The organism is Rhizobium sp. 10N427, from assembly GCF_056394605.1.
Genome location: NZ_JBFTID010000020.1, coordinates 1 through 20,508 on the forward strand (window position 1 = coordinate 1; position 20,508 = coordinate 20,508).

At 59.9% G+C, this 20,508-nt stretch carries 24 protein-coding genes and 1 tRNA gene; 9 read left to right on the top strand and 16 right to left on the bottom strand.

The window, feature by feature from the left end; genetic code table 11:
- The 5 genes from AC1DIJ_RS27665 to AC1DIJ_RS27685 all read right to left on the bottom strand — a co-directional run.
- Positions 1-491: hypothetical protein (locus AC1DIJ_RS27665; RefSeq protein ID WP_477831703.1), on the bottom strand; the 491-nt coding region annotated here is incomplete at its 3' end.
- A 120-nt stretch (positions 492-611) separates the two neighbouring features.
- Positions 612-911, bottom strand: a complete 300-nt coding sequence (locus AC1DIJ_RS27670; RefSeq protein ID WP_477831704.1) for a hypothetical protein — start codon at positions 909-911, stop codon at positions 612-614.
- 189 nt (positions 912-1,100) lie between these two features.
- Positions 1,101-1,176, bottom strand: a tRNA-Thr gene (locus tag AC1DIJ_RS27675).
- A 138-nt stretch (positions 1,177-1,314) separates the two neighbouring features.
- Positions 1,315-1,641 carry a hypothetical protein gene (locus tag AC1DIJ_RS27680; RefSeq protein WP_112388083.1) on the bottom strand — a complete coding sequence of 109 codons (327 nt, stop codon included), beginning with the start codon at positions 1,639-1,641 and terminating at the stop codon, positions 1,315-1,317.
- Positions 1,642-1,811: 170 nt separating this feature from the next.
- Positions 1,812-2,096, bottom strand: coding sequence for a hypothetical protein (locus AC1DIJ_RS27685; protein WP_112388084.1), 285 nt, complete (start codon positions 2,094-2,096; stop codon positions 1,812-1,814).
- 356 nt (positions 2,097-2,452) lie between these two features.
- Between AC1DIJ_RS27685 and AC1DIJ_RS27690 the strand changes: the two genes are divergently transcribed.
- Positions 2,453-3,184 (top strand): hypothetical protein, encoded by a 732-nt coding sequence (locus AC1DIJ_RS27690; protein ID WP_112388085.1) that lies wholly within the window; start codon positions 2,453-2,455, stop codon positions 3,182-3,184.
- A gap of 59 nt (positions 3,185-3,243) precedes the next feature.
- Here the strand turns inward: AC1DIJ_RS27690 and AC1DIJ_RS27695 are convergent, their stop codons facing one another.
- The 4 genes from AC1DIJ_RS27695 to AC1DIJ_RS27710 form a co-directional block, all read right to left on the bottom strand.
- Positions 3,244-4,017: an amino acid ABC transporter ATP-binding protein gene (locus AC1DIJ_RS27695; RefSeq protein ID WP_112388086.1), complete on the bottom strand. Its 774-nt coding sequence runs from the start codon at positions 4,015-4,017 to the stop codon at positions 3,244-3,246.
- 18 nt (positions 4,018-4,035) lie between these two features.
- Complete coding sequence (locus tag AC1DIJ_RS27700) at positions 4,036-5,190, bottom strand: amino acid ABC transporter permease (protein ID WP_112388087.1); 1,155 nt, start codon at positions 5,188-5,190, stop codon at positions 4,036-4,038.
- A gap of 1 nt (position 5,191) precedes the next feature.
- Positions 5,192-6,394 (bottom strand): amino acid ABC transporter permease, encoded by a 1,203-nt coding sequence (locus AC1DIJ_RS27705; protein ID WP_112388088.1) that lies wholly within the window; start codon positions 6,392-6,394, stop codon positions 5,192-5,194.
- 94 nt (positions 6,395-6,488) lie between these two features.
- The gene (locus AC1DIJ_RS27710; protein WP_112388089.1) at positions 6,489-7,514 is read right to left on the bottom strand and encodes an amino acid ABC transporter substrate-binding protein; all 1,026 of its coding nucleotides are present in this window, start codon (positions 7,512-7,514) and stop codon (positions 6,489-6,491) included.
- Between the two features lie 370 nt (positions 7,515-7,884).
- On the opposite strand from AC1DIJ_RS27710, the gene AC1DIJ_RS27715 reads away from it, so the two are divergent.
- Positions 7,885-9,075, top strand: coding sequence for a cystathionine beta-lyase (locus AC1DIJ_RS27715; RefSeq protein WP_477831705.1), 1,191 nt, complete (start codon positions 7,885-7,887; stop codon positions 9,073-9,075).
- On the opposite strand, the gene AC1DIJ_RS27720 is transcribed toward AC1DIJ_RS27715, so the two are convergent.
- Together AC1DIJ_RS27720 and AC1DIJ_RS27725 are read right to left on the bottom strand one after the other, a co-directional pair.
- The gene (locus AC1DIJ_RS27720; protein ID WP_112388091.1) at positions 9,076-10,218 is read right to left on the bottom strand and encodes an FAD-dependent monooxygenase; all 1,143 of its coding nucleotides are present in this window, start codon (positions 10,216-10,218) and stop codon (positions 9,076-9,078) included.
- Between the two features lie 28 nt (positions 10,219-10,246).
- Positions 10,247-10,492, bottom strand: coding sequence for a zinc-finger domain-containing protein (locus AC1DIJ_RS27725; protein ID WP_112388092.1), 246 nt, complete (start codon positions 10,490-10,492; stop codon positions 10,247-10,249).
- Positions 10,493-10,650: 158 nt separating this feature from the next.
- Between AC1DIJ_RS27725 and AC1DIJ_RS27730 the strand changes: the two genes are divergently transcribed.
- From AC1DIJ_RS27730 to clpA, 7 genes are all read left to right on the top strand, one after another.
- Positions 10,651-11,430 carry an alpha/beta hydrolase gene (locus AC1DIJ_RS27730; protein WP_112388093.1) on the top strand — a complete coding sequence of 260 codons (780 nt, stop codon included), beginning with the start codon at positions 10,651-10,653 and terminating at the stop codon, positions 11,428-11,430.
- A 132-nt stretch (positions 11,431-11,562) separates the two neighbouring features.
- Positions 11,563-12,396, top strand: coding sequence for a serine O-acetyltransferase (gene cysE, locus AC1DIJ_RS27735; protein WP_112388094.1), 834 nt, complete (start codon positions 11,563-11,565; stop codon positions 12,394-12,396).
- Between the two features lie 139 nt (positions 12,397-12,535).
- Complete coding sequence (locus tag AC1DIJ_RS27740; protein ID WP_112388095.1) at positions 12,536-12,739, top strand: DUF3126 family protein; 204 nt, start codon at positions 12,536-12,538, stop codon at positions 12,737-12,739.
- A gap of 148 nt (positions 12,740-12,887) precedes the next feature.
- A complete protein-coding gene (locus tag AC1DIJ_RS27745) occupies positions 12,888-13,334 on the top strand; it encodes a DUF3597 domain-containing protein (protein WP_112388096.1) in 447 nt (148 codons plus the stop codon).
- A gap of 230 nt (positions 13,335-13,564) precedes the next feature.
- Complete coding sequence (locus AC1DIJ_RS27750) at positions 13,565-13,936, top strand: phasin family protein (RefSeq protein WP_112388097.1); 372 nt, start codon at positions 13,565-13,567, stop codon at positions 13,934-13,936.
- Positions 13,937-14,194: 258 nt separating this feature from the next.
- Complete coding sequence (clpS, locus tag AC1DIJ_RS27755) at positions 14,195-14,548, top strand: ATP-dependent Clp protease adapter ClpS (protein WP_112388172.1); 354 nt, start codon at positions 14,195-14,197, stop codon at positions 14,546-14,548.
- A gap of 10 nt (positions 14,549-14,558) precedes the next feature.
- A complete protein-coding gene (gene clpA / locus AC1DIJ_RS27760; protein ID WP_112388098.1) occupies positions 14,559-17,054 on the top strand; it encodes an ATP-dependent Clp protease ATP-binding subunit ClpA in 2,496 nt (831 codons plus the stop codon).
- A 69-nt stretch (positions 17,055-17,123) separates the two neighbouring features.
- On the opposite strand, the gene AC1DIJ_RS27765 is transcribed toward clpA, so the two are convergent.
- From AC1DIJ_RS27765 to AC1DIJ_RS27785, 5 genes are all read right to left on the bottom strand, one after another.
- A complete protein-coding gene (locus tag AC1DIJ_RS27765) occupies positions 17,124-17,414 on the bottom strand; it encodes a Dabb family protein (protein ID WP_112388099.1) in 291 nt (96 codons plus the stop codon).
- 25 nt (positions 17,415-17,439) lie between these two features.
- A complete protein-coding gene (locus AC1DIJ_RS27770) occupies positions 17,440-17,868 on the bottom strand; it encodes an HIT family protein (RefSeq protein ID WP_112388100.1) in 429 nt (142 codons plus the stop codon).
- A 51-nt stretch (positions 17,869-17,919) separates the two neighbouring features.
- Positions 17,920-19,110 carry a GNAT family N-acetyltransferase gene (locus AC1DIJ_RS27775; RefSeq protein WP_112388101.1) on the bottom strand — a complete coding sequence of 397 codons (1,191 nt, stop codon included), beginning with the start codon at positions 19,108-19,110 and terminating at the stop codon, positions 17,920-17,922.
- A gap of 78 nt (positions 19,111-19,188) precedes the next feature.
- The gene (locus AC1DIJ_RS27780) at positions 19,189-19,908 is read right to left on the bottom strand and encodes a glycerophosphodiester phosphodiesterase (protein ID WP_112388102.1); all 720 of its coding nucleotides are present in this window, start codon (positions 19,906-19,908) and stop codon (positions 19,189-19,191) included.
- A 1-nt stretch (position 19,909) separates the two neighbouring features.
- A complete protein-coding gene (locus tag AC1DIJ_RS27785; protein ID WP_112388103.1) occupies positions 19,910-20,377 on the bottom strand; it encodes a RidA family protein in 468 nt (155 codons plus the stop codon).
- Between the last annotated feature and the right edge of the window lie 131 nt (positions 20,378-20,508).

A 20,508-nucleotide genomic window follows, 5' to 3' on the forward strand; every position in this document is an offset into this window, starting at 1 on the left:
ACCATCCAATTGCGGAGCAAGCATGCGCTGACGAGGCACAGAGGCAGGGCATAGGCGGCCCAGTAATACCCGTTGTCAATCTTCGAGAGCGTCAATGTCTTGTCTGTGCATAGGTAAAACTCCGACACCGTTCGGATCGAAAGCGTCGACGCGACAATGATGAGCGCACCGAGAACATAGGGGAAGTATCGGTCCCCCGCAAAGTGCAGCGCGCTCCTCGCTGGAATTCGATCCAAGATCATCGTGGACACGCTCACTGCGACGATGACAATCATCATGCAGACATATGCTCCGGCAACTATATTGCTGTTGTATTTTACCAGGGGAGCCCCGCTGGCATCGTATCCGCTGGCGAACTGGATGCTCCCCAAAATGCCGGGCGAGAAATAAATAACAGTCGATCCGAATGCTACGAGGATTGGATCCACTTGTCTGCGACATAAAAAGTAGATTGAGCAAACTATAACTAAAGATAAAAACAGAATCTGCATTCTTAATTGCCTGGTCTGCCCTAATGGCTGCACTCGCAACCCAAGGTCTATCTAGCTAAATAAGCTATATATGCACCAGACGAGCGATGACAACCCCGAGATGTGATGACGGGTTGTTCATCATCCTTTGCATCCCGTCTGATCATTCGCTCGCATCAGATCATGATACCGTTCTTCCACCCGGCGCATAGCCTCTCGGCCTTCGTCTATGAAGCCCGATTGCGGCATGATCCGTAGCTTAACGTGGGTGGCGAGCAGGTTCCACATCCATTTCCCCTTCATCGGCCCGTGCAACTGCTTCTGGATTCGTCCGATGCAGTTTTCGCCGTCATATCCGGACCAATCATTATCGTCCGGCGGATCGTTCTCGTCGATCCGGGTTCTGCGCCAGCGGTAGAGGGGTTTGTAGGGCGTTGCCATGGCGATAATGGTTTACATCGGGCCAGGATTCGTCAATGAAATATCGGGGTCCGTTTACACTTTGATATCGCGAGAAGCCCTGAGAATGCTCATTTCGGCCTCCGCCTTCTAAGCAGGTGGTCGCAGGTTCGAATCCTGCAGGGGTCGCCAATTCTTTTTCCGAAAATTTTGAACGCAAAAGCGGCGCCTTGGTGCCCCTGCCGAGGAATTGAACCTGGATCGGCTGCTAACGGCGCAGCTGCTCTGACGTTGAGCTACGAGGGGCGTGAGGCATTGTATGCCTCCGGCGTGCCGCGGCTTCAACGCGTTCTTCGCCGGACGGTTAGCCGGTAAGCTTAATGCACATGATGCCGAAGGCATGATGATTGAAAAAGGCCCGGTGATGAACCGGGCCTTTTCTCGCTTACTGCGGGGTGTTGCCACCGGCTGCGGGCGGCGTAGCCGGGGCCGGAGTAGCGTTTGTATCGGCCGGTGCCATCGGCTTTACGGGAGCCGGTGCCGGTGCTGCCGGTTCCGATTGCGTCGATGCCGTCGTCTGCGGGTCGGTAGTCGGCGTGCCGTTCCACTCCGTATAGGCAAAGGCCGCGACGGCGACCACGGCGATCGCTGCCACCCAGCCGACCCAGGCGTTGGATTTTTCAGCGCGGACAGGGGTGGCGCGGTAGTCGGGAGTGCCCGCCGGATCCAGCGGACGGTTCGGGTCATTCAGGTTGTTCGGGTCGTATGTCATTGTCTCTTCTCCTCTTCACATGGGAGGGAAACTGACATTCACGCTTATTTGTTCCCGAGGCGGTCATTGCTGTTGCCGCTGTCCGGCCCGTGACTGCATCGCAGAGCCGTTCCATGCGGCAAGGGACGAGAGCAGGAGCGCCACCGGAAACGCAGGCCTGTTTGCCGGAATCAATCGTTCCAGCGGAAGATCGGGCGATAGACGCGATTGGCGATCATCAGGCTGCGGTCCGGCCGGATGATGTAGGTTTCCTCGACCTCGCGGCCGCGATTGTCCACGAAGGTGTGCGGAAACTGCGAGCCGATCGGCGACTTGGTCAGCTTCGTCCGGGGTTGGCCATTATAGGTGATGCTGCCCGGGATCGGTGCCAGGCCTGGGCCGGAGATATCGCCGGTCGCAGTGCAGCCAGAAAGAACAGCACCCGCGATGATCGCTGCGGCAAGAGAGAGTTTCATCGGGCGCTCCGTCGGTTGTTTGTTATCTCAGGCAATTAGGCTTTCGCTCGCTCTTGTCTATGGCCGGTATCACAGCGATTCGCCAACCGCCGCCTGTTGACGAAGAAGTGTATGCTTCCGGCACGCTTTGGCCGGATCTTTGCTTCGCGGTAACCGTGGCTCATTGTTGCGTGAAACAATGCTAATATTACTGCGTTCGCTTTTCATGGACCTGACCGCGATGGCCAAGTCCACGGACCCGCCAACGGCCGTGTCCAAGGACCGGGCTGGAGGCCCTGTCCATCTGATCGAAGGTGCGCGCGTTCCGTCGATTTTCGGCTGCCGGTGATCCGGCATTGAGAAAACGGAGGAATATCATGACCTACGCTCATTCGAGGACCGCGATCGCCGTCCTTGCATCCGCCTGCTCGATTTTCGTCATGCCGGTCAGTTCTGTGCACGCTCTCGATATCTCTATCGGCGGCAGCAACGGCGTCAATGCCAGTGTCGGCCTCGGCTCCGGAAGTTCCGGCGGCCTTGGCGCCAATGTCGGCGCTTCTGTCGGCGGCTCCGGTGGCATCAATGCGAATACCAACGCCACGGTCGGCGGGTCCGGCGGTCTCGTTGATGCCGATGTGAAAGCCAGTGTTGGCGGCAGCAATGGCGTCAATGCGGCGGTCGGCGCCAATGCGGGCGGCAGTGGCAACCTCGCAGACGTCGATGCCGGCGTATCGGCTGGCGGCGGCAGCGGTGTGAACGCCAATGCCGGCGCAACTCTCGGCGGCAGCAATGGTAATATCCTCGATACGGATGTCACGGCGTCGATCGGCGGATCGAACGGCATCAATGCCAATGCGGGCGCAAATATCGGCAATGGCGCAGGCGCCAATCTCGGCCTTGGTATCGGCGGCGGCTCGTCCGGTGGTGGTGCATCCAGTGGCGGCAGTGGAAGCGGGATGACGCCGAGTGCGGTTACCCGCGAGTTCAGCAGGATGGATGCCAGCGATCAGCGGAAGATGCTGGTTCGCTGCCGCGACATTGCCTCTGGTGGCTATGATGCCGGGCTGACCGGTCTCTGCAAGATGCTACGGACGCTGGCATCCCGCTAAAGCCGCAAACAAAAAAGCCGCCGGATCGCTCCGGCGGCTTTTTCTGATCTGTTATCCGCTTAATGCAGGATCTGGCTGAGGAACAGCTTGGTGCGCTCGTGCTGCGGATTGTCGAAGAATTCGGCCGGCGAATTCTGCTCGACGATCTGGCCCTGGTCCATGAAGATGACGCGGTTGGCGACCTGGCGGGCAAAGCCCATTTCGTGGGTGACGCAGAGCATGGTCATGCCTTCTTCGGCCAGACCGACCATCGTATCCAGAACTTCCTTGATCATTTCAGGATCGAGTGCCGAGGTCGGCTCATCGAACAGCATGATCTTCGGATTCATGCAGAGCGAGCGGGCGATCGCCACGCGCTGCTGCTGGCCACCGGAGAGCTGGCCCGGATATTTGTTGGCCTGTTCCGGAATCTTGACGCGCTTCAGGAAGTGCATGGCGACTTCTTCCGCCTGCTTCTTTGGCATCTTGCGCACCCAGATCGGCGCCAGCGTGCAGTTTTCCAGGATCGTCAGATGCGGGAAGAGGTTGAAGTGCTGGAACACCATCCCGACTTCGCGCCGCACTTCGTCGATCTTCTTCAGGTCGTTGGTAAGCTCGGTGCCATCGACGACGATCTGACCCTTCTGGTGCTCTTCCAGACGGTTGATGCAGCGGATCATCGTCGACTTGCCGGAACCCGACGGACCGGCGATGACGATGCGCTCGCCGCGCATGACCTTCAGGTTGATGTCGCGCAGAACGTGGAAATCGCCATACCACTTGTTCATGTTGACGATATCGACCGCCACTTCGGTCGTGGAGACGGTGAGCTTCTTGGTTTGAGCTTCAGCCATATTTGTTACCCTCAATTCTTATCGTTTGTGGCCGGTGTCGAGATGGCGTTCCATGAACACCGAATAGCGAGACATGCCGAAGCAGAAAATCCAGAAGACAAAACCCGCAAAGATCAGACCTGTCAACGGTGTTACGGCCGATGCCCAGTTGCCGTCGGAGAAGTTCAGACGGACGATGCCGAGCAGGTCGAACATGCTGATGATCGAGACCAGCGAGGTATCTTTGAACATGCCGATGAACGTATTGACGATGCCAGGGATGACGAGCTTGATCGCCTGAGGCAGCACGATCAGGCGCATCTTCTGCCAATAGCCCAATCCAAGCGAATCCGCGCCTTCGTACTGGCCCTTCGGAATGGCCTGCAGACCGCCGCGGATGACCTCTGCCATATAGGCCGACGCGAAGATCGACACGCCGATCACGGCGCGCAGCAGCTTGTCGACGTTCCAGCCCTGCGGGAGGAACAGCGGCAACATGACGCTGGCCATGAACAGGACGGTAATCAGCGGAATGCCGCGGATGACTTCGATGAAGATGACGCAGACCATCTTCACGACAGGCATCTTCGAACGGCGCCCGAGCGCCAGGATGATGCCGAAGGGCAGGGAGACCGCGATGCCGACGAATGAGACGACGAGCGTCACGAGAAGGCCGCCCCAGAGCGGGGTTTCCACGACTTCGAGGCCGAGACCGCCATACAGCAGCCAGAGCGAAACGAGCGGCAGCGCCACGAAGAGCAGCAGCGCGTTCAGCCCCTTGCGCGGCATCGACGGCATCAGCATCGGCACCAGCAGGGCGGCGAACATGATGAAAACAAGCGTCGGACGCCAGCGGTCGCTGAGCGGGTAGCGGCCATAGACGAACTGGTCGAGCTTTGCGTTGACGAACGCCCAGCAGGCGCCGCTCCAGCCATCCGGCTGCGTGCCGCCCTGAACGGTGGTGGCGCAGAAGGTGCGGTCCGTACCGGTCCAGACGGCCTGGATGAACAGCCAGTTGATCATGTGCGGCAGCACCCAGGCGAGAACTGCGATGGCGATCACCGTCAGGATGATGTCCTTCGGCGTCGCCAGCAGGTTGCGCCTGATCCAGGCGATTGCGCCGCGTTCGCTGGATGGAGCCGGTTCCGGCTGCAGCATGGCGTTGCGGACGAAAGAAATGTTGGAACCCGACATCTTATCTCTCCACCAGTGCCATTTTGCCGTTGAACCAGTTCATGAACAGCGACGTCAGAATGCTGAGGGTGAGGTAGACGGCAATCCAAATGACCACGACTTCGATCGACTGGCCGGTCTGGTTGAGCGTCGTACCGCCGACGGCAACGAGATCCGAGAAGCCGACGGCGATTGCCAGCGATGAGTTCTTGGTCAGGTTGAGATACTGGCTGGTAAGTGGCGGGATGATGATGCGGAAGGCCTGCGGCACCACGACGAGGCGGGTGACGGAGGAGGGATGCAGACCGAGCGCGCCTGCGGCTTCCGACTGTCCCTTCGGCACGCCCCGGATACCGGCACGCACGATTTCGGCGATGAAGGCCGCGGTGTAGAAGGACAGCGCCAGGAACAGCGACATGAATTCCGGCCCGACGACGGAGCCGCCGGTCAGATTGAACTTGCCCGCGACAGGAACGTCGAAGGTCATCGGCAGACCCGCCGCCAGGAAGGCCAGGATCGGCAGGCCGGCGATCAGCCCGATCGACACCCAGATCGTATGGAACTGCTTGCCCGTTGCCGCCTGGCGCTTATGCGCCCAGCGGGCGATGATCACAGTGGCGACGATGCCGATCACTAAGGCTGCGAGGACAGCCCACATGCCGGTATCGAAGATCGGCTTCGGGAAGGCGAGGCCACGGTTGTTCAGGAACATGCTGAACGGCAGATGCACGGATTCGCGCGGCTGCGGCAGCACGGCCAGAACTCCGGAATACCAGAAGAAGATGACGAGCAGCGGCGGGATGTTGCGGAACACCTCGACATAGACGGTGCACAGCTTGGCGATCAGCCAGTTGTGCGACAGGCGCCCGATGCCGACGACGAAGCCGATGATCGTCGCGGTGATGATGCCGGTCACGGCGACCAGAATGGTGTTGAGTATACCGACGACGAGCGCGCGGCCATATGTCGAATCGCTCGAATACGGGATCAGCGACTGGCCGATCTCGAAGCCGGCGCGTCCGTTGAGAAATGCGAAACCAGATGCCGTATTGCTGCGCTGCAGGTTGAGCGCGGTGTTGTGAGCGACCCATGCCACGAACAGCACGAGCAGAAGTACGGTCAGAACCTGGAAAAAGATGCCCCTGAATTTGGGGTCGTAAAGTGCCGACTGGAGCGTCCAGCGGCTCTCCGGCAAAGGTGTCGTGTGCACAGCCTCTTGCGTCATGCCGAGCCTAATCCCCTATGTGCCCGTTTTTGGGCTTTTTTTCTTTGAAGATGGAAAGGCGGTTTCCCGCCTTTCCGGCATTCTTGTCGAAAGCTTAGCGAACCGGCGGTGCGTACTGGATGCCGCCCTTGTTCCACAATGCGTTCAGGCCGCGTGCGATCTTCAGCGGGCTGCCCTGACCGACGTTGCGTTCAAAGACTTCACCGTAGTTACCGACGCCCTTGATGATGTTGTAGGCCCACTCGTTGGTCAGGCCGAGGTCGGTACCGATCTTGGTATCGGCTTCGGTGCCGAGGAAGCGCTTGATATCCGGGTTCGGCGAATTCTTCATCTCGTCGACATTTGCCTGGGTGATGCCGAATTCTTCAGCGTTCACCAGGGCGTAAGCCGTCCACGAAACGATATCGAACCACTGGTCGTCACCCTGGCGCACTGCCGGGCCGAGCGGCTCCTTGGAGATGATCTCCGGAAGGATCATGTGCTCGTCAGGGTTCTTCAGCGTCAGACGCAGCGAGTAGAGGCCGGACTGGTCGGTCGTGTAGACGTCGCAACGGCCGGAATCATAGGCAGCGTTGACTTCTTCGAGCTTCTCGAAAACGACCGGATTGTACTGAAGGTTGTTGGACTTGAAGTAGTCGGCGAGGTTGAGCTCGGTCGTGGTGCCGGACTGTACGCACACAGCGGCGCCGGAGAGTTCGAGAGCCGACTTCACGTTCAGGCTCTTGCGAACCATGAAGCCCTGACCGTCGTAATAGGTGACCGGACGGAAGTTGAAGCCGAGAGCGGTGTCGCGGTTGATCGTCCAGGTGGTGTTACGCGAGAGAACATCGACTTCGCCAGACTGCAGGGCCGGGAAGCGGTCCTTGGCGGACAGAGGCGTGTACTTGACCTTGGTCGGGTCGCCGAAGACGGCGGAAGCGACGGCCTTGCAGAAATCAACGTCGAAGCCGGCCCAGTTGCCGGATGCGTCAGGCTGCGCGAAACCCAGGAGGCCCGAGTTGACGCCGCACTGAACGAAGCCCTTTGCCTTCACGTCTTCAAGAGTGGTTGCCGAGGCCGCATGGGCGCCAAGAGCGAAAACTGCTGCGCCGACGGCGGCGGACAGGAGCTTAATCTTCATTTTTCCCAACCTTTTATCTGTTGTCTTATGTTTTTGTGGGAGGAGAGGCGAAGAAAACCCTGTCCCCCCAATTTCTCGACACCCTCCCGGCGCGAGTGGTTCTATCACAGTCGCAAATGCCAATACGGTCAAGTGTCGCGGCTAATAAATGCGGCAAAATTCGGCATTTTGGCAAAATGCGCCGTTCTGATAGGCAGTTGGATAGTATTTGGGCAGTGTTTTGCGGAAAAATACCGCGCAATTCACTGATATATCTGCGAAAGTAACGTTCCGGGTAATTTTCGGCCCGTCGCGGCTACGGGGTTGACCCGACTTTTCCTGAGGTCCAAAACTCGCCCATTGCATCCCTCGCCAAAGGCTATTTCAGACTATGAAAGACAAAGACGGTCTCCTGCAGAACGCCGGTATCAACACCCGCCTCTCGCATATCGGCAACGACCCTTCGGAATACCACGGTTTCGTCAATCCGCCCGTCGTGCACGCATCGACGGTGCTGTTTCCGAATGCCAAGGCGATGGAGACGCGCGGGCAGAAATACACGTATGGCACCCGCGGTACGCCGACCACCGATGCACTCTGTGAGGCGATCGACGCGCTCGAAGGTTCCGCGGGCACGATCCTCGTGCCGTCGGGCCTTGCTGCCGTTACCGTGCCGTTCCTGGCATTTCTGTCTTCGGGCGATCACGCGCTAATCGTCGATTCCGTCTACACGCCGACCCGCCATTTCTGCGACACCATGCTGACGCGCATGGGCGTCGAGGTCGAATATTACGACCCGGCCATCGGTGCCGGCATCGAGCAGCTTTTCAAGCCGAATACCAGGCTCGTCCATACGGAAGCGCCCGGCTCGAACACGTTCGAGATGCAGGACATTCCGGCGATTGCCGCAATTGCCCACAAGCATGGCGCCATCGTTGCCATGGACAATACCTGGGCCACCCCCGTCTATTTCCGCCCACTCGATTTCGGCGTCGATATCTCGATCCACGCGGCGACCAAATATCCGGCCGGCCATTCCGATATCCTGATGGGCACCGTTTCGGCCAATGCCAAGCATTGGGAGCAGCTGAAAGAAGCCAACGTCACGCTCGGCATCTGCGGCGCACCTGACGACGCCTATCAGGTGCTTCGCGGACTGCGCACCATGGGTATCCGCCTGGAGCGTCACAATGAAAGCGCGCTGGCCCTTGCCAAGTGGCTGGAAGGCCGCGAAGAGGTGGCCAAGGTGCTGCATCCGGCCCTGCCGAGCTTCAAGGGTCACGACATCTGGAAGCGTGACTTCAAGGGCGCCAGCGGCATCTTCTCCTTCGTGCTCAAGGTCGATTCCGCCAAGCAATACAAGGCGAAGGCTCATGCCTTCCTCGATGCGCTCAGCATCTTCGGGCTCGGCTGGTCCTGGGGCGGCTTCGAATGCCTGGCCGTTCACGTCAACCTGAACGACCGCCGTATCRCCAAGGCGCCGGAAGGCGGCCCGCTGATCCGCCTGCAGATCGGTCTGGAAGACGTTGCCGATATCAAGGCCGATATCGAACGCGGCTTTGCGGCGGCAAAGGCCGTCTGATCAGCCGAGCGGCCGGTAGCCGTAAATCCAGTCAAGATCCGCCGCGAGGCTTTGCGGCGGTTTCATCGACAAGACGATATCACGCCCGATCCTGACCGGGCCGCGGGCGTGATAGGCAAAGCGGTTGAATGCGCCGCGCTTGCGGATCTTGGCGATCCGCGGGCCCCGATGCGCCTCGAAGCGGGGCAGGGCCTGCTCGATGGGATTGCTGCCCAGAAAATAAGCCAGCTCATAGGCATCTTCGATTGCCATGGCCGCGCCCTGGGCGGCAAACGGCATCATCGCATGCGCAGCGTCGCCGATCAGCACGCGGTCGCGCCCGTCCTGCCACGATCCCTCGGATGCTTCGTAGAGCGGCCAATAGGTCGGCTCGATATTGCGAAGCAGGGCCAGAGCTTCGGGATGCCAGCCGCGGAAGCGCGAACGCAAAGTCTCCAGCTGGTGACTTGCCGTGCCACTGTCCCACCGCTCAGTGCTTTCATTGCCGCTGGTGATGGCGACGAGATTGAAGCTCGCCGATTCCTTCAGCGGATAGCAGACGAGATGCACCGATCCACCGAGAAACGCCGAGACGCTGTTCCTGTCGAGAAAGTCAGGTGCTGCGGCGGCTGTGATCGTGAAGCGATAGGCGATGTTGCCTGAAAATCGGGGCGAGGGCGAAGCATCGATCGAGGCTCGCGTCTTCGACCAGACGCCGTCGGCGCCGATCAGCACGCCCGGGCCATTAGACGGCAAACCTGCGGATTCGATCGGAGTGCCGAGATGCAGCTGGCAGAGCGGGTTGGCGCGCACCGTGTCCAGAAGCACGCGCTGAAGCGTTGCACGGTGCAGGACGCCGTAGGGGGCATCCCATCGCTCACGGGCGAAACGGCCGGCGGGAACGGCGGCGAGCTGCCGCAACGTGTCGCCCGCAACGAGCCGGATCATTTCCGGCTCAAGCCAACATTTTTCGATCTCGGCGAGAACACCGAGTTCACGGAGAATGCGCGACGCGTTGGGGGAAAGCTGCAGGCCGGCACCGACCTCTGCCAGTTCGCCGGCCTGTTCGAAAATATCGGAACGGATGCCCCGTTTGGCCAGCGCCAGCGCGGCTGTCAGCCCTGCAATTCCTGCGCCCGCAATGGCGGCGTGCTCGACCGGCATCGTTTGTCCGATCTTCAGGAGAGAATGATCAGGCGGCCTTCACATGGAAGACGCAGCCGGCCGGGTTCGTCTGGTTGGCCTTCAGCGCGCCATTGAAACGAAACAGCGTCGAGCAATAGGAACAGACCTTTTCGTTGTCGTCGCCCATGTCGATGAAGATATGCGGATGGTCGAACGGCACGGATGCGCCGGTGCACATGAATTCCTTCACGCCGACTTCGATCACGCGGTGTCCGCCGTCGTTCTGGAAGTGAGGAATGCTGTGGCCGGCCATGTCTGTCTCCGAATGCTTTGAAATTTGGCCGGACATTACCGTCCTTCGCCGCAAATGTGTAGAGCCAAAGCGCCGCAAGCCGCATGGTTTTTTGCCCGCCGGGGTTCACCTCGCGGCAGCGATAAAATATGGTCCGGCGCAAACAGGGGCCTGCCTTTATGAATTTGAATACGCCTGCATTCTCCAGCTTCACGCATGACGGCCTGAAACTCGCCTATTTCGACGAAGGCGACCCGAATGGCGCGCCGGTCCTGCTCATTCACGGGTTTGCGTCGACGGCGAGCGTCAACTGGGTGCATCCGGGCTGGCTGAAAACGCTGGGCGATGCAGGTTACCGCGTGATCGCCATGGACAACCGCGGCCACGGCGCCAGCGACAAGCCGCACGATGCCGAAGCCTACCGCCCGTGGATCATGGCGGCGGACGCGATGGCGCTTCTCGATCATCTCGGCATCCCCGAAGCAAACGTCATGGGCTATTCGATGGGCGCGCGCATTTCTGTCTTTGCGGCGCTCGCCAATCCGCACCGCGTCCGCTCGCTGGTGCTCGGTGGCCTCGGCATCGGCATGACCGATGGCGTCGGCGACTGGGATCCGATCGCCGACGCGCTGCTGGCGCCGTCGCTCGATACCGTGACACACGACCGCGGCCGGATGTTCCGCGCCTTTGCAGAGCAGACGAAAAGCGACCGCGAGGCGCTGGCCATGTGTATTCGAGGATCCCGCGATCTCGTCGCCCGCGCCGACATGGGCAAGATCGAAGCGCCGACGCTGATTGGCGTCGGAACAAAGGACGACATTGCGGGTTCGCCTCAGGAGCTTGCCGCCCTGATGCCGAATGCCGAAGCGCTCGATATCCCGGGCCGCGACCATATGCTGGCTGTCGGCGACAGGGTTTTCAAGAAAGCGGTTCTGGAGTTTTACGAGAAGGTCGCCTGACGGTGACATGCCGCTGTTGAGCGGATATTCACGGAAAAATCATTCTAGAAAGCGCTGGCGGCCCGACCCATTTATGTTACAGCCGTTTTGCTCTATACACTGACGTTCCCACGGGAAATGAGGAGACCGGTAATGGTCGCGAAGACAGACATTCGTCCTCTTGAAGCTGCAAGCCCGCTCAAGGTGATGGATCCGATCTGGGACAGCCTGCGCGAAGAGGCGCGCATTGCTGCCGAGAAGGATCCGGTACTGGCGGCTTTCCTTTATTCGACGGTGATCAATCACCGCTCGCTGGAAGAATGCGTCATCCACCGTATCTGTGAACGCCTCGACCACCCGGACATGCAGGCAACGCTGCTGCGCCAGGCCTTCGACGAAATGCTGTCGGACTGGCCGGAATGGAGCGACATCCTGCGCGTCGATATCCAGGCGATCTATGACCGCGATCCCGCATGCCTCCGCTTCATGGAAGCCGTGCTCTATTTCAAGGGCTACCATGCCCTGCAGACGCATCGTCTGGCCCACTGGCTGCTCAACCGTGGACGCCGTGATCTGGCGCTCTATCTGCAGAGCCGTTCGTCCAGCGTCTTCCAGACGGATATCAATCCGGCGGCCCGGATCGGCAGAGGCATCTTCCTCGACCACGCGACCGGTCTCGTCGTCGGCGAGACGGCCGTGATCGGCGACAACGTCTCGATCCTGCATGGCGTGACGCTCGGCGGTACCGGCAAGGAAGGTGCAGACCGCCATCCGAAAATCGGCAGCGGCGTGCTGATCGGAGCCGGGGCGAAGATCCTCGGCAATATCGAGATCGGCTACTGCTCGCGCGTTGCAGCGGGCTCAGTGGTCTTGAAGGCCGTTCCGCCGAAGACGACTGTCGCAGGCGTGCCGGCGAAGGTCGTTGGAACCGCAGGGTGTTCGGAGCCGTCGCGCGTCATGGACCAGGTGATCGGCGCGGATATCTGAGCCGGTCATATTCGCAGAGGCTGAAAAAAGCTGGTGAAAATCGCAAGGGGAAAGCCGGGTACGTTGGCCTGTCTCAACCTTTACAGCGCCACTTTTCGTGTGCAAGAAGCGGCCACCAGAGACCGCTAGGAGATCAAGTGTGAAGCCCGAAGAACTCAAGAAGCTCGACGCCTACTTCAAGAAAACGCTCAACCCGGAGATCGTCGTCAAGGCGCGCCCGCGCAAGAACGACTCGGCTGAAGTTTACCTCGGCGAGGAGTTCCTGGGTGTCGTCTATATCGACGACGAGGACGGCGACCGCTCCTATAACTTCTCGATGGCGATCCTCGACGTCGATCTCTGATCCGGCGCCGATTGACATTGCGTGACGGGCCGCTTTGCGGCCCGTTTGCGTTTTATGGCACGCAATCGGTCCTAGCCGCTGGATCGCGCCGCTCTCTGCTCCATTTTAGTGATTGCGAATGCGATCAATCATCATGGAGGCCTGGGACATGGGAATTTTCGACAAGATCAAGCACGCGATTTTCGGGGAGGCGAAAGCGGCTCCCGTTACGGCGGCAGCCGCGCCGAAGGTTGAACCGGCCGCAACTCCGGCCCCGCCGTCAGCAGCGCCCACAGCTGCGTCTGCCGCCGCGGCACCCGCACCCGCGGCTTCCGCTGCGCCAAAGGCGGCAGCGACCGCCGTCGATATCGTTCCGATCCTCGATGCTGCCGTGAAGAAAAGCGGCCAGAAACTCGATTGGCGCCGCTCGATCGTCGATCTCATGAAGGCCGTCGGCATGGATGCAAGCCTTGCCGAGCGCAAGGAACTGGCAGCCGAGCTCGGCTACTCAGGTGACACAGGCGACTCCGCCAAGATGAACATGTTCCTGCACAAGGCGCTGATGAAGAAGCTCTCCGAGAACGGCGGCAAGGTGCCCGCCGATCTGCTAGACTGAGCCGTTAAAAGCAATGTGTTTCGAGGCTTCGCTGGCTACCGGCGAAGCCTCTGGTTGCGCCTGACTGATATATGTCTGCAAAATCAACGATCGACGTACGTTCATCTTTTTTCGGACAATATGCGGCATCGCGAATGCACGCATGAGTCGTTTTGCATCGCACAAAATCTCTTGACTCCTGATGGTTTGTGGCTACCATTTTTGCTGCAGAGCCGAAGAGGAGGATGCGCATGTTCAACTTTGACGATACGAGCCGCAAGAGCAAGGAAGCCATGGACACGATGCTCAAGAGCTATTCGGATAGCGCCAAGGGCTTCCAGGCAATTGCCACCGAAGCCGTCGAATATTCCAAGAAATCGTTTGAAGACACCGTCAGGCATTTCGAGGCGCTGTCAGGCGTTCGCAGCATCGAGGCTGCCTTCGACCTGCAGAGCAGTTTCGTGAAATCGTCCTATGAAAGCTTCGTCGCCGAAGCCACCAAGATGGGCGACATGTATTCCGACCTCGCCAAGGGCGCCTACAAGTCCTACGAGGCGCAGGTTCCGGCACCGGTCGTGAAGGCCGCGAAAGCTGCCGCACAGGCGACGCCCGCCGCTGCCTGATTCCATGCGCCTTGTGGCGCACCCCTTGAAAAACGAAGACCGGCTACGCACTTGCGGCCGGTCTTTTTTGTTTTCTGCTCTGTTCAAGAAATAGTCCGGGACTTTTTTGGCGTTTGCGTCAAGTCCTGCGGAATTGTGATTGCAGTCGGGAACAAGGGGCTTAAAATCGCAGCATTATGAACTAAGTTAGTGTTTCAGATATTCGGTGGGTAAAGCATCCTCCCATGCACCATCGGACTGATCGAGGAATGAATGAAAATGATCGCAAAGCCGATCCGGATGCAAAACGATGGCGAAAGGAACGGGGACAACGGAAATCGCGGAACCTCGGTCATTACACGTACGAAGCCGAAGACCAAGAAGCCTAATCTCTACCGCGTGCTCATCCTGAATGACGACTACACTCCCATGGAATTCGTCATCCACATCCTGGAGCGGTTTTTCCAGAAAGATCGCGAAAGTGCCACCCGCATCATGCTCCATGTCCATAACCACGGCGTCGGCGAGTGCGGGATATTCACATACGAGGTAGCGGAAACGAAGGTGAGCCAGGTGATGGACTTTGCCCGGCAGCATCAGCATCCGCTGCAATGCGTCATGGAAAAGAAGTGAGGATCACAACGTGCCAACATTTTCGCCTAGCTTAGAAAAGGCGCTCCATCAGGCACTGACCTTTGCCAACGAGCGGCATCACGAATATGCGACGCTCGAGCATCTGCTGCTCGCCCTTGTCGACGACTCCGATGCGGCCGCGGTCATGGGTGCCTGCAACGTCGATCTCGACGCGCTCCGCAAGACACTGATCGAGTATATCGACAACGAACTCTCCAATCTGGTCACTGGCTATGACGAGGACTCCAAGCCGACATCCGGCTTCCAGCGCGTCATCCAGCGTGCCGTGATCCATGTCCAGTCGTCGGGCCGCGAAGAAGTGACGGGGGCAAACGTCCTCGTCGCGATCTTTGCCGAACGCGAAAGCCACGCCGCCTATTTCCTGCAGGAGCAGGAGATGACCCGCTACGACGCGGTCAACTACATCTCGCACGGCATCGGCAAGCGGCCGGGCTCGTCGGAAAGCCGCACCCCGCGCGGTGCCGAGGATGAATCCGAGAGCAAGCCGAGCGCATCGCGCGGCGGCGCAGAGGACGATACCGCAGGCAAGAAGCAGCAGGATGCGCTGAAGGCCTATTGCGTCAATCTCAACGAGAAGGCCAAGACCGGCAAGATCGATCCGCTGATCGGCCGTCATGCCGAAGTCAGCCGCACGATCCAGGTTCTGTGCCGCCGTTCGAAGAACAACCCGCTTTATGTGGGTGATCCCGGCGTCGGCAAGACGGCGATCGCCGAAGGTCTCGCCAAGCGCATCGTCGAAGGCAAGGTGCCGGAAGCGCTCGCCGACGCGACGATTTTCTCGCTCGATATGGGCACGCTGCTGGCCGGCACCCGTTATCGCGGCGACTTCGAAGAGCGTCTGAAGCAGGTCGTCAAAGAGCTCGAGGAATATCCGGGCGCCGTGCTGTTCATCGACGAAATCCACACCGTCATCGGTGCGGGCGCCACGTCGGGCGGCGCCATGGATGCGTCGAACTTGCTGAAGCCTGCTCTGTCTTCCGGCGCGATCCGTTGCATCGGCTCGACCACCTACAAGGAATATCGCCAGTTCTTCGAAAAGGACCGGGCTCTGGTTCGCCGCTTCCAGAAGATCGACGTCAATGAGCCGTCGATCGATGATGCGATCGAAATCATGAAGGGCCTCAAGCCTTATTTCGAAGAATATCACCACCTGCGTTATTCGAACGATGCCATCAAGTCGGCTGTCGAGCTGTCGGCCCGATACATCTCGGACCGCAAGCTGCCGGACAAGGCGATCGACGTCATCGACGAGACGGGTGCAGCCCAGATGCTGCTGCCGCCCTCGCGCCGCCGCAAGCTGATCACCGAGAAGGAGATCGAAGCGACGATCGCGACGATGGCCCGCATCCCGCCGAAGACCGTGTCGAAGGATGACGAAGCCGTTCTTGCCAATCTCGAGCAGGAACTGCGCTCGGTGGTCTATGGCCAGGATACGGCGATCGAAGCCCTGTCTACCGCGATCAAGCTGGCGCGTGCCGGCCTTCGCGAACCGAACAAGCCGATCGGCTCCTACGTCTTCTCCGGCCCGACGGGCGTCGGCAAGACCGAGGTTGCCAAGCAGCTTGCATCGTCGCTCGGCGTCGAGATGCTGCGCTTCGACATGTCCGAATACATGGAGCGGCACACCGTCTCGCGTCTGCTCGGTGCACCTCCTGGCTATGTCGGCTTCGACCAGGGCGGTCTTCTGACCGACGGCGTCGACCAGCATCCGCATTGCGTGGTTCTTCTCGACGAAATCGAGAAGGCGCATCCTGATATCTACAACATTCTGTTGCAGGTCATGGACCACGGTACGCTGACCGACCACAATGGCAAGAAGATCGACTTCCGCAACGTCATCCTGATCATGACGACCAATGCGGGCGCATCGGAGATGGCCAAGGCTGCCTTCGGCTTCGGCTCGTCCAAGCGGTCGGGCGAAGACGAGGAAGCGCTGAACCGCCTCTTCACGCCGGAGTTCCGCAACCGTCTGGATGCGATCATTCCGTTCGCATCGCTGCCGACGGCTGTGATCCACAAGGTCGTCCAGAAGTTCATCATGCAGCTGGAAGCGCAGCTTTCCGAACGCAACGTGACCTTCGACCTGCATGAGGATGCGATCGCCTGGCTGGCGGAACGGGGTTACGACGAGAAGATGGGCGCCCGCCCGCTGGCTCGCGTCATCCAGGACGTCATCAAGAAGCCGCTCGCGAACGAAATCCTCTTCGGCAAGCTGAAGAAGGGTGGCGTGGTTTCCGTCACCGTCGGTCCGAAGGAAGACGGCAAGCCCGGTATCGTGCTCAATTCCGTTTCGGAACTGGCACCGATCAAGCCGAAGCCCGAGGCTGAGGTCATCCATCCCGACGCCGATGGCGAGGATGATGGCGAGCTGAAGACCAAGCCGAAGAAGGCAACGGTCAAGAAGGCCAAGGCCCAAGCCGAGCCGGAAGTGAAGGCGGCGCCGAAGAAGAGCAGCACGGTTCCGAAGGTTCCGCGCAAGAGCTGATCGTCACTGCATGGTGAATTGAAAAAGGCCGCAGTGATGCGGCCTTTTTTGTGTCTGCCGGTGCGTGTTTCAGAGCGGCGCGTAGTCGATCTCCAGAAAGTCCTCGACCTCCGGAACCCAGCGGTCGCGCACGAAGGCAGCATGCGCCGGGTGGACATTATAGGCGTCGTAGCCGGCCTGGTTCTCGAACTCCATCGAGAAGCCGAAGGTGAAGGCATTCTTGCCGCTGGTCTGCCGCAGCTGCTCGAAATTGCGCACGCTCGGAATGGCGGCGAGCGTCAGTGCTTCGGTGAGGAAAGCCTTTTCCTCTGCCGAGCCGGCTGGATGCTTCAGGCGGAATGCCACCGTATGACGGATCATCTTTATCTCCAGGTTCTGCTGCAGCTCAGGCGAGTTCGGCCCTGATCTTCTCGGCGTTGGCGGCGAGCACCGCGCCGTCTTCCATCGTGCCGGAATGCGGCTTCAGCGCCACGCCGTCATGGCGCGGGATGACGTGGAAGTGCAGGTGGAAGACGGTCTGTCCGGCGGCCGGTTCGTTGAACTGGCAGACGAAGACGCCGTCGGCATCGAAGGCATCCTGAACTGCATTGGCGATCTTCTGGACGACTGCGATGGCCTGAGACAGCGCAGCTGGATCCGCGTCGAGAATGTTGCGGGACGGGGCTTTGGGAACAACGAGGACGTGGCCCGGCGCCTGCGGCATCACATCCATGAAGGCAACCGTATGGTCGTCTTCATAGACCCGGTGCGAAGGGATTTCGCCGCGCAGGATCTTGGCGAAGATGTTGTTGTCGTCATAGGCGGCGCTGGTCATGGTGAAATCTCCTCGTGTTTGCAATCGGGTAGCGCGGTGACGGCGAGTGCGTCAATCCTCCTGCTGCGGCTCTCCCTTGCGGAACGGGCTGTGGTCGGTGAGGATTTCGTTCATGTGCTCGACATCCTCACGCTCGCGCTTGAGATAATCGGCGATCGCCCGGCGCAGACCGGCATGGGCGACATAATGGGCGGAATGCGTTGTCACCGGCAGGTAACCTCTGGCGAGCTTGTGCTCGCCCTGCGCTCCGGCCTCGACGCGCTTCAGGCCCTTGGCGAGGGCGAAATCGATCGCCTGATGATAGCAGACCTCGAAATGCAGATAGGGGTGATCCTCGATGCATCCCCAGTGGCGGCCGTAAAGCGTATCGCCGCCGATGAAGTTGATGGCGCCTGCCACATAGCGCCCCTCGCGCTTGGCCATCACGAGCAGGATATCGTCGGGCATCCGCTGGCCGATCAGTGAATAGAATTCACGGGTCAGATAGGGCCGGCCCCATTTGCGGCTGCCGGTATCCATATAGAAGGAAAAGAACTGGTCCCAGATCCGTTCGGTCAGGTCGCTGCCGGTCAGCCAGTCGATGCTGATGCCGTTCTCGAGCGCGGCGCGGCGCTCCTTCTTCAGTGCCTTGCGCTTGCGTGACGCCAGCGTTTCCAGGAAGGCGTCGTGATCGGCATAGCCTTCATTGATGAAGTGGAACTGCTGGTCGGTCCGATGCAGATAGCCGTCGGTCTCGAAGACTGAGATCTCATCCTCGGGCACGAAGGTGACATGCGCCGAGGAGACGCCGAGTTGACGCACGACTTCCTTCAGGCTCTCGGCAATGACGCTCTGGACCGGCCGCCGCTCGAATCCTTCGGCAACCAGCAGCCGCGGGCCGGTCGCCGGCGTGAACGGGATCGAGCATTGCAGCTTCGGATAATAGTGCCCGCCGGCGCGCTCGAAAGCATCCGCCCAGCCATGGTCGAAGACATATTCGCCCTGGCTATGGTTCTTGAGATAGCCGGGCAGGGCGCCGATCAGCTCGCCCTTTTCCGTCTCCAGAAGCAGGTGATGGCCGAGCCATCCGGTGTCCGCCGTTGCGGAGCCTGATTCTTCAAGCGACGAGAGAAAAGCGTGAGACAGGAACGGATTGTAGGGGACGGTGTTTGCCGTTTTCGATGTCCCGGAAAGCCGTGACCAGCTCTCCGGGGAAATCGCGGTAAAGGACCGTTCGACGCGGATCGATAGTTCATCAGTCATGGAGCAAAAGACGAGGCCGTTGGGGGAGGAAAGTGGCTCCCTTCCAGTCTGCGCATGATCTTGTCCAAAAAGCGAGCATCAAACCGAAGCGTGGGGATCAAAGCCTTCAAAAGTCATTTGATCGGCATTTTCGAATGTATGCTTGCGGGCTTTCTCGTCGCGCACGGTCCAGGTGATCACAGGGATACCATTGTCGCGCTGGCCGGAGATGAACGGGTTCGGCAGATCCGCGAAGAAATAGGAGATGAAATCGAGGCCGAGCGCCATCGCCTTCTCGTGAACCTCGAATTCCTCGGGCTTGTTACCGCCAGCCGTCAGGCCGACGGGGTAGGGCGCCTTCAGTTCCTTCAGGTCGCGCAGCAGCCAGTGGTCGAAGCTCATCAGCGCGACCTTGCCCTGATAGCCTTCCAGCACCTCGAGCACGGTCTCGGCAAAGCCCTCGTCATCGGCTTCACGGCCCTTGAGCTCAAGCACCAGAGGAACCTTGCCCTGAACGAGATCGAGCAGCTGCTTCAGCGTCGGGATCTTGTCGGCGGTRCCGCCAACGGAGAGCAGGCCGAGCTCCTTGGAGGTCCGCTCGCGGATGTCGCCCGGCATGTTGCAGAGGCGCTCAAGGTTCTCGTCGTGGAAAACGATCGGAACGCCGTCGGAGGCATAATGCAGATCGCACTCGATGGCGAAACCCGCCTCGACGGCGCGCGAAAACGCCGTCAGCGTGTTTTCCCAGACGAGCTTGTTGGTGTCGTGATAGCCGCGATGCGCGACCGGCAGTTCCTTGATCCAAGCGGCGGAGGTCATGTTATGCGATTTCCAAGATGGCATCGATTTCGACGGCGGCGTTGAACGGCAGCGCGGCCATGCCGACGGCAGCGCGGGCATGTTTGCCGGCGTCGCCGAGAACATTGGCGATCAGGTTGGAGGCGCCGTTGATGACGAGGTGCTGCTCGACGAATTCAGGCGCCGACGCGACAAAGCCGTTGAGCTTGATGACGCGCTTGATGCGGCCGAGGTCGCCGCCGAGTGCGGCACTGGCCTGCGCCAGGATGTTGATGGCGCAAAGTTCTGCGGCGCGTTGGCCGGCCGCGACGTCGACATTCTTGCCGAGATGGCCGGTGACGGCGACCTTGCCGCCTTCCATGGGGAGCTGGCCGGAAATGTAGAGAAGGCCGCCGCTGATCACATAGGGAACATAATTGGCAGCCGGAGCAGCGGCTTGCGGCAGGGTTATCCCCATTTCCTTGAGTTTTGCGGCAATCTGGTCGGACATTTTCGCCTCCACTTTCATTGTCAATGCTTCAAAAATTATGCATCAAGACTAGAATGTTGCGTATGACAGCTTCCAGCCTCGATTTGGCCGAAAGCGTTCTTATAACATCGCGGCCGAGTCCAACAGGAGAT